A 13,566-nucleotide genomic window follows, 5' to 3' on the forward strand; every position below is an offset into this window, starting at 1 on the left:
ATCATGAATTACGCACGCCGTGACCCCGCGCTCCACGCCGTTGTCCGTCGCTGGACCGAAGGTGACGATCGAGTGAAGTTCGACGCCCTGCTCGACACCTTGGGAGAGGATGCGGCGGGGAGACTCGATGCTCTCGCCGCCGTCGCGGACAAGAACCCGCCGGTGCTCCGCCAGTTCGACCGCGACGGCATCCGTGTCGACGACATCGACTATCACCCTGCGTATCTCGAACTGTGCGACGCTGCCTACAGTCGATACGGCCTCTCGGCTCTCTCGCACCGAGGATTGCACGGCTGGGATGCGGCCCCTCCGCACTTGGTTAAGTATTTGGCGTCCTACGTGTTCGTTCAAGCAGAGTTCGGCCTTGCCTGCCCCGTGTCGATGACCGACGCAGCAGCGCGTGTTCTGAAGTTGTTCGGAGATCCTGATGTCTTCGATCGGTGGATCGACGGTCTCACTTCCACCGATCCGGCCACCTCGATGACCGGCGCGATGTTCATGACCGAACCGCAAGCGGGGACCGACATTGCGATGACCGAGACCGTGGCCGAGTCGCGCAACGGTGAATGGCGCCTCACGGGCAAGAAGTGGTTCGCGTCCAACCCCGACGCCGACGTGATCGTGACGCTCGCCAGGTTCCCCGGCGGCGAGGACGGTTCCACCCGGGGGGTGGGCATGTTCATGGTGCCGAAGACACTCGCCGACGGCACACGCAACAGCTATACGATCGACCGCCTCAAGGACAAGATGGGCACCAGGTCGATGCCGAGTGGCGAGGTCACTCTTGCCGGAGCGTTCGCGCTCCAGGTGGGGCAGCTGGACCGAGGGTTTCTGCAGATGGCAGAGATGGTCAACACGTCGAGACTGTCGAATGCGATGCGCGCCAGTGCTCTGATGCGCAGGTCGGTTCGTGACGCCGTCGACCACACACGTCAACGAATCGTGTTCGGTAAACCCCTGTTCGAGCATTCGCTGATGCGTGCCACCCTGCTCGAGCTCTGCCTGGAATCGGAGGCATCCCTGGCGATGGTCGCCTACAGCGCGCAGTGCTTGCAGTCAGCTGACGCCGGCGATCCCGCTGCGAAGCAGCTGATTCGCGTACTGACGCCGCTGGCAAAGCATTTCATCTGCAAGAAGGCGCGCGTGGTCACCGGGGAGGCGATGGAGGTGCGGGGCGGAAACGGATACATCGAGGAGTGGGCGCATGCGCGTTTGGTGCGCGATTCGCACCTCGGTTCCATCTGGGAGGGTTCGAGCAACGTCATCGCATTGGATGTGTTGCGGTGTTTGCGGAAGTTCGACGCGCACCGGCACATTGCCGCCGACATGACGTCGATGCTGACCGACCTCGGATCCGACTGCGCAGACGGCCGGGCGGTTCTGGTCGACGCGTGGGACCAACTTGTCGAGAGAGGCGACCGTCTGTTGGCTGGTTCGAACGACGCAGCGGAGGCCGGGTGTGCGCGGTACGCGAACGCGCTCGCGCAGACGATCATGCAGACCTTGTTGTTCGACCTGGCAGACCATTCCATCACCACCACGGGTGACTACCGCGGACTGTTGGTGGCCAACGCATACCTCGACCGTTCGGACGACGTCTCGGCCGAGGCGCTGCGCCATCTCGAGGCTGTCGTGGACGGAACTTCCGTCGATCGTGAATCCGCGCTTCACGTCAGCTCTTTGGCGGCTTCGACGGTGGGTGCGCTGCGATGAACAACGCCACCCGTCAGGGGCCGGCACCGCTGGCCGGTATCAAGGTGCTCGATCTGTCGAAGATCCTCGCCGGACCGTACGCCACCATGTCCCTGGGTGATCTGGGTGCAGAAGTGACCAAGATCGAGCATCCCGACGGCGGCGACCCGACTCGCGCGTGGGGACCACCGTTCGTCGGCGACGACGCCGCCTATTACCTCGCGATCAACCGTGGAAAGAAGTCGGTGACGGTCGACCTGAAGTCGGACGAGGGGCAGGCGGTGATACACCGCATGCTTGCTGAATCCGACATCGTGGTCGAGAACTTCAAGCCCGGCAGTGGTTTACAGAAGATCTTCGATTACCGAGCACTGTCCGAGCAGCACCCCCACCTCATCGTGTTGCACATCTCGGCCTTCGGCGACGAAGGACCGCTGCGTGACGAACCGGGCTACGACATTCTCGCCCAGGCAGCGGGCGGGCTGATGTCTCTCACCGGCGAGCCGGGTGGCGCGCCGGTCAAAGCCGGCTTTGCGATGGGTGATCTGGGCGCCGGCCTGTTCGGCACGATCGGTATTCTCGCTGCTCTGCACGAACGTTCGCGGACGGGTAGAGGCCAGTACGTCACGACGTCGCTCTACGAGTGCCAATTGGCGCTGCACGTGAACTGGGCGACAAGCTACTTCGCCACCCGGGAGCGGCCGGTCGCCATGGGGTCGGCACATCTCAACCTTGTTCCCTATCAGGCATTTCCTGCGTCGGACGGGCATTTCGTCGTCGCAGTCGGCAACGACACTCAATGGGGACAGTTGTGCCGTGCCATCGGACGCGACGATCTGGGGGCGGATCCGCGGTTTCTGCACAACCGCGACCGTGTCGACAATCGCGACGCTCTCGAGAAAGAGTTGTCGTCGGTGTTCGTCACGGCGTCGGTCGAGTACTGGTGTTCGCAGCTCAACGCTCATGCGGTTCCCGTGTCGCCGATCCTGCATCTCGACGAGATCTACGAACACCCGCATACCGCAGCATTGGGGATGGTGGAGACCGTGCAGCACCCGTCGATCGGCCCGCTCGAGCAGGTAGCGTCGCCGATCAGTTTCGGGGGAGTTCGGCCCACGATGGCAAGCGCCCCTCCCGAACTCGGCGCCGACACCGACGAGGTCATGGCCCGATTCTCGGAGGACCGTCACCTCTGACGACTGTCACCTATTACGGACGTCGCCGACGCGAAGACTCGCGAACTCTCTTGCCGAACGAACGCACAACATACGGAGGAATCTTGTCCGCTCTTGTCTCGATGGAAAAATTGTTCGGTCTCGATTCGCTTCTCGAACCCGAAGAGATCGAAATTCGTTCTACGGTGAGGAAGTTCGCGTCGGATCGAATCCGGCCACACGTCGCCCAGTGGTTCGAGGAGGGCACCTTGCCTGCGCGGGACCTTGCCAAGGAGCTGGGGTCCCTGGGCGTTCTGGGAATGCACCTCGAGGGATACGACTGTGCCGGGATGAGTGCCACGGCTTACGGTCTGGCATGCCTGGAGTTGGAAGCCGTCGACTCCGGTATCCGTAGCCTGGTGTCGGTGCAGGGTTCACTGGCGATGTTCGCACTTCACCGGTGGGGCAGCGAGGAACAGAAGCAGACGTGGCTGCCGCCCATGGCGCGCGGGGAGGCCATCGGCTGTTTCGGGCTCACCGAGCCGGACTTCGGATCCAACCCCGCCGGTATGAGAACCAATGCGAAGAGAGACGGCGACGACTGGATTCTCAACGGTACGAAGATGTGGATCACCAACGGCTCGATCGCTGACGTCGCCGTGGTCTGGGCCCAAACAGACGAAGGTATTCGGGGATTCGTCGTTCCGACCGACACCCCGGGCTTCTCCGCGCCGGAGATCAAGAAAAAGGTCTCGCTGCGTGCGTCGGTTACCTCCGAACTTGTTCTGGACGGTGTGCGGCTGCCGGCGTCGGCGATGCTCCCGACCGCTCAGGGCTTGCGCGGCCCGCTGAGTTGTCTCAACGAAGCCCGCTTCGGGATCGTGTTCGGCTCGATCGGCGCAGCGCGTGACTGCCTGGAAACGGCCGTCGAGTACTCGATGTCCCGTGAAGTGTTCGACAAGCCCCTCGCCGGTTATCAGCTGACGCAGGCCAAGATCGCAGATATGACGCTGGAGGTCGGCAAAGGTCATCTCTTGGCGTACCAGTTGGGTCGGCTCAAGGACAGTGGCGGTCTCACTCCGGAGCAGGTCAGTACGGGCAAGCTCAACAACGTCCGCGAAGCGATCGACGTGGCACGGACGTGTCGGACCATCCTCGGAGCGAACGGCATAACACTGGAATATCCAGTGATGAGGCACGCCAACAACCTCGAATCCGTGCTGACCTATGAGGGCACTACGGAAATGCACCAACTCACCATCGGCAGGGCAATGACGGGAGAATCGGCGTTCCGATAACCGCGACAGCGCACGAGGGCGCGACGACGATCAGAGCCTGTACACCGATTCGTATTCGTACCATGGGCCGTCGAGGTGAGTGAAGGAGCTGTCCTCGCTGGCGGATCCGGTCGGTGGATGGTCCGGTGAGTACACCCAGCCGCTCGTGAAGCTGAAGAAGATGGTCGAGTTGTCGACGAAGTAGACCTCGCCTGGCGTGTAGCTGTTCGCGCGATCGATGTCGAAGGGCCCGATCTCGAACTTGTCGCGGTACGTGCCGGGGTTCTCCCGAAGGTCGACGGCGACGGCTTCGAACTCGGTGCGCTTGTCGAGGAATGTGGTGGAAGGTCCCCACACCACGAACGCGAAAGCGCTGAGGACGACGATGGGCGCAGGCACTATCCACCAGGACCACCGGCGGTCGCGGCCCAGTACATACAGGGTTCGGATGGCCCAGATCAGCCCGGTGACGGCCAGGACTGCGAGGACGACCAGGTGGGCGAGCAGCGGGTCGAGCCAGGTGTGCGCGCCGAACGGCGACGGCCAGAAGTTTCGCTTGACGCAGATCCACACCGCGGCGGCAACCGTGACGAAGGTCAGCAGTATCGGACCAGGCGGCTTGGCCAGGGTCGGCTCGGCCGTCAGCCGCCGATAGACCCAACTGTCGAGCGATGTCCTTCGCGCCATCGAGTCAGCGTATCGGCTCTAGTGTTCGGAGCCGATCTCCTGCATACCGATTGCTCCGAGCAGTTCGAGCTTTTCGTGGGTATCGGTGCCGGGCGCTCCGCGGAAGAGGACGAGGCGTTGCCCGGACGGCGGGCTGATGACGACGTCGCATTCGCAGTCGAGCAGTCCGACGCGTGGGTGCTGCAACCGCTTTCGAGTTTTCGCTACTGTGTCGACGTCGCCGAGTTTCCAGATCCGCGTGAATTCGTCGCTCTCGCGGTGTAACTCGTCGATCAGGCTGGTTGCACGGGTGTCGTCGGGCCGCCGTGTCACTGCGACGCGGAGGTCGGCGACGTAGTTGCGGCTCAGGTGGTCTCGGTCGTTGGGCGCGTACAGCGCGCGGTAGTCCGGGTCCAGAAACCAGTGCCAGATGAAGTTGGCGTGAAAACCGCTTTCGCCGACGAGTTTCCCGAGCAGTGCGATATTGAGTGGGTTCTGTCCGACGATGTTGTGCATGTCGTCGGTGATCAATGCCGGCACGCGGGGAGCGAGGGCGTCGAGGACGGTCATCAGCCCGGGGTCGGCGAACCCCAGGGCGACGGCGGGTTCGGGTGGGTGGTGTCCGGCGAGGACGTAGAGGTGGTCACGTTCGGCGAGGGTCAGGCGCAGTGCACGTGCGATGGCGCCGAGCATGGCCGGGGATGGTTGCGGTCCCCGGCCTTGCTCGATGCGTTCGTAGTAGTCGGTGGACATGGTGGCGAGCATCGCCACCTCGTCGCGGCGCAATCCCGGTGTTCGACGACGCGGACCGGCGGTCAGGCCGACTTCGGCGGGCCGCAGGCGGTCACGCCGGTTGCGGAGGAACTCTCCGAGTTGCTGCTGCTGAAATTGGGGCATGGCCTGGCAATCTGTGTCAGTGGCTGCGGCCGCTGAGGGCGTGGAGTACCTCGTCGTATCGGCCTTCGGCGGTGGCGTTGCGTAGCCACTTTACGCGCTCGACCAGTATCTCCTTGGCCTCGGGCTGCGCGGCGAGCAGGGACATGACCTCGTCGAGGTACTCGTCGAACGGCATGGCCGACGGGCTGTCTTCCTGGCCCATGAGCGTTGTCTGGACGGCCGGAGGTGCCAACTCGACGACACGGACAGCGGTGTCGGTGAGCTGCACGCGTAGCGATTCGGTGAACGAGTGAACGGCTGCTTTGGTCGCGCTGTAGGTGGGCGTCACGGGGAGGGGAACGAACGCGAGCCCGGAACTGACCGTCATGATCGTGGCACGCGGCTGGGCCTGCAGGTGCGGCAGGAACGCGTGGACGAGACGGATGGTGCCGAGGAGGTTGACGGTGACCGTACGTTCGGCGACGTCGATCGATGCAGGGTCGAGGAGGTTCTCGGGCTCCATGATTCCTGCCATCGTGACCAGGGTGTTCAATGCCGGGTGCCGCTGGGTGAGGGCGGCTGCAGCGGCGGAGATGGACTCCGTGCTCGACGTGTCGATTTCGATGGTGTCGATTCCCGGATGGGCGGCTGCGATCTCGCGCAACAGCGCTGTGCGACGTCCACCGACGATGACGGTGTTGCCCTCGGCTTGGAGTCGAAGGGCCAGACCCAGGCCGATGCCCGAGGTAGCGCCGGGGATGAAGATCGTGTTGTTTCCGTCTGAGTTCATGCTTCGACTGTGCGCCCGTTCGGGCTAACGAACCACACCCTGCTTATCCCCGGACCGGCGATCCGGGTCTCGAGGCGTTCGGTGGCTCGGGAGAAACGAGAACACCGGCGGTCACCGTTGCCGATGACTGCCGGTGCCAGGTGTTCGGTCGCTCAGATTTCGCCGGTAGGCGCGGTGTCGGAGCTTCCCGAGAACAGCTGAGCGAGCAGAAGCAGAAGGGAAGGGGTGATTTCACTGGACGAAAACACTGTTGAGCTCCTCGAGAGTTGGGGTCGGTGTAGGTAGCGAGATCGGTGATCTGCCGGTACCGGCTCCATTGGTATCAGAGCCAGCACGGACCCGCGACCGGTGCGAGCATAAAAGTCTGAAAGCTTTTGTTTTGCACATGAACCGGCGGATTGTTACCGGCTGAGTATCGGGCTCCAGCGCGGTCTCTGAGTGAGCAAACATGCGTCAGTCTGCTCATAGCCGAAGGGTGCAGTCACCTGACGTCTTTCGGCCGAGGAACGGTGCACAACCAGGTGTGGCTCAGTTCGACGGGCGGCGGGTCATCGCCGACGAGCCGGGGATCATGTCGTCGGTGACGCGGGCTTCGAACCCGAAGCGTTCGTACAGCCTTCGGCTCGCGGGAGTCGTGGATTCGAGGAAGGCCGGCGCGGAGCCGATGTGGTCCAATCGGTGCTGAATCAATTTGGTGCCGACTCCGGTGCCTCTGGCTCGTGCTGAGGTAGCGATGTCGTGGATGTACCAGTGTGGTTCGTCAGGTCGCTGATCGTCGATCGCTCGATCATGTGCCTGTCCGGCTTCGGTGGGGCTGAAGCTGCCGGTTTCTTCGCGGGAGCCGGGAGGTTCCCAGATCAGTGCGCCGAGCAGCTGTCCGTCCTCGTCGACTGCGACATCGACGTGCTCGGGTTCGCTCTCGACTTCGCTTGCGTAGAACTCGGCGAGTGCGCGGCGGCGGGACGATGAATCGGGAAGATGCGTCGCCCACACCGGATCGTCCTCGAATGCTTCGCTGAAGATCTCACCGATTTCGCCTGCGTCGGCTGCGGTTCCGGGCCTGATCGTCGCCACGGGTGGATCCTCTCGTCTTGTGTGTGAGTCGGTGCTAGTGGTCCTTCTTCAACTCGTCGGCGAGCGCGAACAGCCGACCGAAGTACTCGTCGTTCAGCACTGAGGTTGCGGCGATCTTCACTTCGGCGTCGAGCCCGAACTGCAGGTCTACCAACTCGGCACCGATCGTGATACGCCGCTCGTCCAACTGCCGTAGCTCAGCGGACAGGGCCTGGACTTTGGTGGCGGCGTCACTGTGATCGGACATGTCTCGCATCGTAGTGGACTCGTAACCGGCAGAAGCCGAGCGCAAGTTCCGTGAGGCGTCCGCGCGCATTCACCAGGTGGTAGAGCGAATCAATGCCGGGCCCGGTCAGCGTGAGGCAACGCAACTGCACGTCGAGCCCGGCCGGGTTATGACATGCAAAGATTTGGCCGAATTTTTACGTGTACCCGAGGTGTGGCAAGTTTCTTGCTACGTCCTCTTGACCTGAACAACCGCTTCCTACCGATCTTCTGGTCCTGCTGCAGTCCTGCTTCGACGAGTGCAGCCAGCTTGCTGCGCGTCCCAGCTCGCCAGGATCTCCTGTGAGTTCATCCGGCCAACCCGAACCGACGGAGCCCGTCCGCTAGTTGCTCGGTGCCGCCGACGTTGCGGATGGACGGATCCATGGTGGTGCCGTCGAGAATGATGTAGCGCTTGTTCTTCACGGCGGTGAGCTGGCTTGCGACGGGGTCGGATTCGAGGAAAGCGATCTTGGCGGCCGCGCTGTCTCCGTCGCCACCGCGGTCGAGGTCGGCAAGGACGAGGGCGTCGGGGTCGCGGTCGTAGACGGCCTCCCAGTTGATCTCGGGCCAGTACTGATTGCTGTCGGCGAAGGCGTTGGTGGCGCCCACCGCCGATGTCATGAGTCCAGGCGCACCGCAGCAGCCCGCGAGGTATGGAGTGCGGGTGGCGGCGTACCACCAGGCGAGGCTGACGTCCTCGGCACCGAGATCCGTGGTCGCCTCGGCAGCCCGATCACGCAAGCTCGTAACCAGTTCTTCGCCGCGTTCCTCGACCCCGAACAGAGCCGAGACCTCACCGATCTCCGCGTAGAGGTCGTCGAGCGTCAGCGGTCGTGTCTGTTCTGCTTCCTGCCCGCTGCACTCGCTGGGAGATTGGTAGGTTGCAACACCCATCTCGTCGAACCGGTCGCGGCTCGCGATGCCCTCGGAGGTGAAGGTGTAGTCGAAGGTGGCGTAGACGAAGTCCGGGTCTCGATCGAGGACGGTTTCGAACGACGGGAACTCGGCATCGAGGGGTTCGACTTGCGAAAGCGCGTCTTGGAGCTCGGGAAGCACACCGTCGTCGCTGATTGCGTACCCGACCATCCGGTCCTGGAGGCCGAGCGCGAGCAGTAGCTCGGCGGCGGGCTGATTGACGGCAACCGCTCGCTCGATGGGTTCGTCGATGGTGACCGTTCGATCGCAGTTGGTCACAGACGCGGCGGCGCCGTTCTCTGTGGGTGCGTCGCCGCTGTCCGCGGAACAGGCAACTGCCGAACCGGCGATCAGGACGGCGAGAACGGTGGTGATGAAACTGGGTGTGCTCATGCGCATGCAGGAACGCTCGCTTCGTCGGGGACTCGGGTCGCGGAGTCCGTCTCGGTATGAACACTCCGCCTTCGGCGAAGCGTTGCCGGCCGGTCTTCGGACTCGAATTCATCCCAACGAGGCGCCTTCCCGAGCGTTCGTGCTCAGTGGCGTGTTGCCCCGCCGGTCCTTCTCACCGCTGCGCGTCAGTTCCGGATTCCCACCGGATTCCCTGACCACCTGTCCCCAGGCAGTCTGCTGGCGGAGGAAATTTACCATTTCGGCCGAGAGAGCATTCCGGCGTGGTGAATTCGACCGCACCCCAACGAACCCCGGACTGCCGATCCGGGTCTTGTGACGCGATTGCGCGCGAAGCGCAGCCGAACGTGCTTTTCGTTGAGCGACAGGGAGAACGCCGTTCGATGTGACCATCGGTCATGATGTACCCGTGACCTCGCAGATGCACGAGCGGATTGCCAGGGTGGGACCTCGGTGGTTCACAACCGCGTTCTGGGTCATCCTCCTCGCGTCGATCTACCGGTTCGCCTTCAGAACAGACTGGGAGTGGTGGCTCGTGCTCGGTGTGCTCGGCGGCGGTGCCACCTACTGTTGGTGGCGGGTACGTCGGCCGCAGAAATGGGGAAAACTGTGGGCGCTCTCCTGCGGTCTGATCGGCGTCGCCGCACTGATCGCTGCAGCGTGGGCGCTCTTCACTCCATTTGCGGTAGCCACCGAGAGTGTGGGGAACTACCGGGTCGAATGCGGCTCGGTCGTGCACCCAATTTCTGACAACGAGTTGCGTGAGACCGACGGTGAAACAGGCGAATTGGTGGTCAGGGAGCAACCGATTTCGCAAGGTCGTCTGGAACGGCTCTGCATGAACAGGGTGAACTATCGCACCAGCAACGCCGTGGGAGCCGTTGTGATCGGATTGTTGTTCTCGGTCCGCGCCGCGGGCCACGCCGTACGACGACACGACACGGTGTGACCGGTCGAAGAGGTCAGAGGCCGGACGGGGCAGACTTCCTCGCGACAGCGCCCGGTCGATCCTTCGTGGCGGGCTTCGCCGAGGAATACGCGCGTCTGAGTTCTGAGGTCGGCATCGCCGAGTATCTCCGCTCCCAGTCCATGAGCGACCTGATCTTCGCCGCTCAGCTCGATATCAGAGGCTATCTCTACAGCTCAGGACTGTCCGAGGCCATGGCGATCGACCCCCGCCAACCGGGGACGGTCGCCATGGCGGACGCGATTGCTGCCGAACTCGCAACGGTCGACCGCGACACCTTCACGAGCCCTCAGCGCCACTCGGGCTATGTTGAGCAACTCAGACAACCGCACGTCACCAACCGGAAAAGCGCATCCGAGACTCTGCCAGCAGGTGCACTGTGGACCGCTACACCGCTGGCCGACGATCTCGATACCTGGACCAACAGTCGCGAAAGCAACGCTCCTGCAGAGACTTACGAGTTGAACTTCGACCCCGACGCCGTGGATGTTGTCCGGATCGACAGCGCCTCGGACTGGGCCGCTCTGCTCCAACAACACCCACGCGGAGATTCCGACACCCTTTATCCGGACTGGGAGGCTATAGCAACGCACGGCGACGCTGTACACCTGTCACTCGCTGGGCTGCTCACTGCCCATCCGCCACTCACAGACACGGCCGCGGACGCCTCAGCGCAGGGCTACGCGCACAGCAAGTCCGGGCCGTGGGCAGGAGTCGGCGACTGGACGACGGTCAGTACAGCGTGGATACGGTTGCCTCGCAACAGAATATGGAGATATAAGGGCAGCTACCGACAAGACTGACCATTCGAAACGAATGGGATGCAGCGACGAGAACCGGCGTCGTCGTGGGCGTCGGAACTCGACTGCGATTGGCGTTAACGAGAGTCCGAATTGTCCGGCCTGTAGTGTCCGTCCTCATGATCAAGAAAGCCATGACGAGGTTGGGCGTCATCGTCGGTGCAGCGACGATGACGCTCATGTGCGCGCCGGCGCTTGCGCACGCTCATCATCCGGAGGTCACTCCGCTTCCGGTGGCGTATTCACTCGGCGAGAACTTCTCGGTGCCGTGCAGCGGGCAATTGACCGGATCGGTGCATACGCCGCACGATCGTCCAGGTCAGGTGACCGTACGGGTGTCGTGGCTTCCGTTCTTCACTGGCGAGTGCCACAACGCGATCTTCGTGAACTACTGGTCCGCCTCGGGTACGGACGGCATAGGAAGCGGAACCCGACTGATTCTGCTCCCGTTCGCATCGCGGGCGTTCGAGCCGTTGACGGGTGAGATCACCTTTCCCTTGCCCTCGGGCGGCGGTTCGATGACAGTCACGACCAACGGAGTGAGCAGTACGTATCTCGATCCATTGGCGAATACGGTGAGATTCGTCGTCGCCTGACAGTGCCCCGAGCATGCCGCAAGCATCGATGATGCCTTCGATGCTGGCGGCCTGCAGGTAACGTCGGTTTCATGATCGTCTGGCTCAACGGCACGCACGGTGCTGGGAAGACGACCACCAGCCGTCTTCTCCAACAGCGTTTGCCTGATTCGCGCGTGTTCGACGCAGAAAAGGTCGGCGAGACGTTGATGGACATCTCGCCGGGCCTCCCCGCGACCGATAATTTTCAGCATTGGCCGCTGTGGCGTCCGCTTGTCGTCGAAACGGCTCGCCGGGTACTCGAATACACGGGTGGGACGCTGATCGTGCCGATGACGGTCCTCATCGAGCAGTACTGGCGCGAGATCAGCGACGGACTCGCGTTCCACGGAATTGCTGTCCAACACTTTGTTCTGCACACCGATGAACCGACTCTTCGACGACGGATCGAGAACGACCAAGTGATGGGTCCATCGACCTTTCGCTATGCCCATGTGGATCCGTACTTCGAAGCGGCAGACGCGTGGCTGCACGACGTAGCGACCGTGGTCGATACAACTCACCGCAATCCCGACGCGGTTGCCGACTACATCTCGGATGCACTGCAGTCTCGGCAGTAACTAGCCCTCTTGCCCGCGTGCCATTCATCTCTAGGTTGCGACGGCAGGCCTCGGTCAGGCGGCCAGCGAGTAGCCCGCACCCTCTGGCGTCCGCAGAATCTCCCGCCACTGACGACGGTTGGCGTCCACGGTGTCGGCCACTCCTACAGCGTCGGCCAACAGTTGCAGCGCTCGGCCGGCAGGGATTAACCCCGCCTTTTCGCGGTGGGAGAAGGCGGTGAGTTCGGCTCGCGCGCGTTCGGGGGAGTAGCCACACAACCGAACGAGGGTACGAACGTTGTCATCGATGTAGCCGGTGTGGGCATCGGACATGGTGTCACCTCTTTCGGTTGGGGTGATGACATGTTCCCGCAGAACGGGTGACTACGCGATGGTTCGAATCCCGACGAATTAATCTCTAACGATCTGCGAGGAGCGCGATGTCATGTTGCACCATGGCTGCGACCACGTCGTTGAACGTCTTGGTCGGCCGCCATCCGAGCACACGGTGAGCCTTGCTGGCGTCTCCCACCATTTCGGCCGAGTCGGTGGGCCGCTGGTACGCGTCCGAGCTCGAGACAAGCGGTGACCAGTCTGCGATGCCGGCCGCACGAAATGCGGCGTCGACGAAGTCACGCACGGAGTGCGCTTCGCCTGTTGCGATCACGTAGTCGCCGGCGTCGGCATGTGCGGCGATCAACCGCGCGGCATGTGCGTAGTCCGGTGCCCAACCCCAATCGCGCCTGGCGTCTAGGTTGCCTAGCTCGAGACTGCTTTGCCGACCGTCGGCGATTGCTGCTGCGGCTGCGGTGATCTTGCGCGTGACGAAGCGTGTCGGGCGTTGCGGGGACTCGTGGTTGTAGAAGATCGCGTTGCTGGCATGTAGTCCTCGTGTTCGGAACACCTGGACCATGTGATGACTGAAGGCCTTGGACGTCCCGTATGGGGAGGTCGGCACTATTCGAGTCTGCTCGTTCTGCGGTGACTTTCCGGAACCGGCGAAGATCTCTGCGCTCGAGGCATTGACCAGTCGTCGTACTGTGCCCGTTCTCTCCTGCAACTGCAGTAATTCTTCGGCCAATGACACGACGGAGATTCCGTTGACGAGTGCCGTCTCGACGGGGTTGTCCCAGGAATACGCGACGGAGGAGATCCCTGCGAAGTGAAAGATCACGTCGGGTTCGACGCGAGCAACTACCGCTTTGCAGGTAGAGGGATCGCTCAGCTCGACCGGGATCGCGTGCCCGTCAGGGAGAGTGTTGGTTGCGGGAGTCGACGGCTGCACCGTTCCCCAGACATCCCAACCGTCGGCCAACAGTTGCTGGCTCAGATACGTGCCGTCCTGACCGGTGACACCGGTGATCAGAGCCTTCTTGCTCAACCGCACGCCGTTCTCTAGGAGTTTTCGTTGATGTCGTTGCGGACCATCATCCGCACCAGTTCGGGGAACTCGACCTTCGGCTTCCATCCCAACACATCGCGAGCCTTCGAGGCATCCCCGAT

The 13,566-nt window shown here is 62.8% G+C and carries 16 protein-coding genes and 1 riboswitch; of the genes, 7 read left to right on the top strand and 9 right to left on the bottom strand.

Annotated elements, in window-relative coordinates; translation table 11 throughout:
• Positions 1-3 precede the first annotated feature (3 nt).
• From CH290_RS07960 to CH290_RS07970, 3 genes are all read left to right on the top strand, one after another.
• Positions 4-1,713, top strand: a complete 1,710-nt coding sequence (locus CH290_RS07960; protein WP_033188981.1) for an acyl-CoA dehydrogenase family protein — start codon at positions 4-6, stop codon at positions 1,711-1,713.
• Complete coding sequence (locus CH290_RS07965; RefSeq protein ID WP_033188982.1) at positions 1,710-2,888, top strand: CaiB/BaiF CoA transferase family protein; 1,179 nt, start codon at positions 1,710-1,712, stop codon at positions 2,886-2,888. The genes CH290_RS07960 and CH290_RS07965 overlap by 4 nt, the downstream gene beginning before the upstream one ends.
• 101 nt (positions 2,889-2,989) lie before the next feature.
• Entirely contained in the window at positions 2,990-4,144 is a 1,155-nt protein-coding gene (locus CH290_RS07970; RefSeq protein ID WP_371828580.1) for an acyl-CoA dehydrogenase family protein, read from the top strand.
• Positions 4,145-4,174: 30 nt separating this feature from the next.
• On the opposite strand, the gene CH290_RS07975 is transcribed toward CH290_RS07970, so the two are convergent.
• From CH290_RS07975 to CH290_RS08000, 6 genes are all read right to left on the bottom strand, one after another.
• Positions 4,175-4,810, bottom strand: a complete 636-nt coding sequence (locus CH290_RS07975) for a hypothetical protein (protein ID WP_033188983.1) — start codon at positions 4,808-4,810, stop codon at positions 4,175-4,177.
• 18 nt (positions 4,811-4,828) lie between these two features.
• The gene (locus CH290_RS07980; protein WP_033188984.1) at positions 4,829-5,686 is read right to left on the bottom strand and encodes a helix-turn-helix transcriptional regulator; all 858 of its coding nucleotides are present in this window, start codon (positions 5,684-5,686) and stop codon (positions 4,829-4,831) included.
• A gap of 16 nt (positions 5,687-5,702) precedes the next feature.
• Positions 5,703-6,455: an SDR family oxidoreductase gene (locus CH290_RS07985; protein ID WP_033188985.1), complete on the bottom strand. Its 753-nt coding sequence runs from the start codon at positions 6,453-6,455 to the stop codon at positions 5,703-5,705.
• Positions 6,456-6,983: 528 nt separating this feature from the next.
• Positions 6,984-7,529, bottom strand: coding sequence for a GNAT family N-acetyltransferase (locus CH290_RS07990; protein WP_033188986.1), 546 nt, complete (start codon positions 7,527-7,529; stop codon positions 6,984-6,986).
• Between the two features lie 34 nt (positions 7,530-7,563).
• Positions 7,564-7,776 (bottom strand): hypothetical protein, encoded by a 213-nt coding sequence (locus CH290_RS07995; protein ID WP_033188987.1) that lies wholly within the window; start codon positions 7,774-7,776, stop codon positions 7,564-7,566.
• Between the two features lie 326 nt (positions 7,777-8,102).
• Entirely contained in the window at positions 8,103-9,104 is a 1,002-nt protein-coding gene (locus tag CH290_RS08000) for an ABC transporter substrate-binding protein (protein ID WP_230620945.1), read from the bottom strand.
• Positions 9,105-9,174: 70 nt separating this feature from the next.
• A riboswitch (cobalamin riboswitch) is annotated at positions 9,175-9,361 on the bottom strand.
• A 170-nt stretch (positions 9,362-9,531) separates the two neighbouring features.
• Between CH290_RS08000 and CH290_RS08005 the strand changes: the two genes are divergently transcribed.
• From CH290_RS08005 to CH290_RS08020, 4 genes are all read left to right on the top strand, one after another.
• Positions 9,532-10,071: a hypothetical protein gene (locus CH290_RS08005; protein WP_141216191.1), complete on the top strand. Its 540-nt coding sequence runs from the start codon at positions 9,532-9,534 to the stop codon at positions 10,069-10,071.
• Positions 10,068-10,892: a hypothetical protein gene (locus tag CH290_RS08010; RefSeq protein ID WP_094623455.1), complete on the top strand. Its 825-nt coding sequence runs from the start codon at positions 10,068-10,070 to the stop codon at positions 10,890-10,892. Before CH290_RS08005 ends, CH290_RS08010 begins: the two co-directional genes overlap by 4 nt.
• A gap of 116 nt (positions 10,893-11,008) precedes the next feature.
• Complete coding sequence (locus CH290_RS08015; protein WP_230620946.1) at positions 11,009-11,485, top strand: hypothetical protein; 477 nt, start codon at positions 11,009-11,011, stop codon at positions 11,483-11,485.
• 71 nt (positions 11,486-11,556) lie between these two features.
• On the top strand, positions 11,557-12,084 hold the full coding sequence (locus tag CH290_RS08020) for an AAA family ATPase (protein ID WP_033188991.1): 528 nt from the start codon (positions 11,557-11,559) through the stop codon (positions 12,082-12,084).
• A gap of 54 nt (positions 12,085-12,138) precedes the next feature.
• Here CH290_RS08020 and CH290_RS08025 read toward each other — a convergent pair whose 3' ends face one another.
• The 3 genes from CH290_RS08025 to CH290_RS31035 all read right to left on the bottom strand — a co-directional run bounded on the left by CH290_RS08025 (position 12,139) and on the right by CH290_RS31035 (position 13,566).
• On the bottom strand, positions 12,139-12,396 hold the full coding sequence (locus CH290_RS08025; RefSeq protein ID WP_033188992.1) for a hypothetical protein: 258 nt from the start codon (positions 12,394-12,396) through the stop codon (positions 12,139-12,141).
• Between the two features lie 85 nt (positions 12,397-12,481).
• Positions 12,482-13,450: a GDP-mannose 4,6-dehydratase gene (locus tag CH290_RS08030; protein ID WP_052083119.1), complete on the bottom strand. Its 969-nt coding sequence runs from the start codon at positions 13,448-13,450 to the stop codon at positions 12,482-12,484.
• 8 nt (positions 13,451-13,458) lie between these two features.
• Positions 13,459-13,566 carry a GDP-mannose 4,6-dehydratase gene (locus CH290_RS31035; RefSeq protein ID WP_349290518.1) on the bottom strand — a complete coding sequence of 36 codons (108 nt, stop codon included), beginning with the start codon at positions 13,564-13,566 and terminating at the stop codon, positions 13,459-13,461.

The sequence above is a fragment of the Rhodococcus sp. 06-156-4 genome, assembly GCF_002259345.1.
Taxonomy (GTDB): domain Bacteria; phylum Actinomycetota; class Actinomycetes; order Mycobacteriales; family Mycobacteriaceae; genus Rhodococcoides; species Rhodococcoides fascians_E.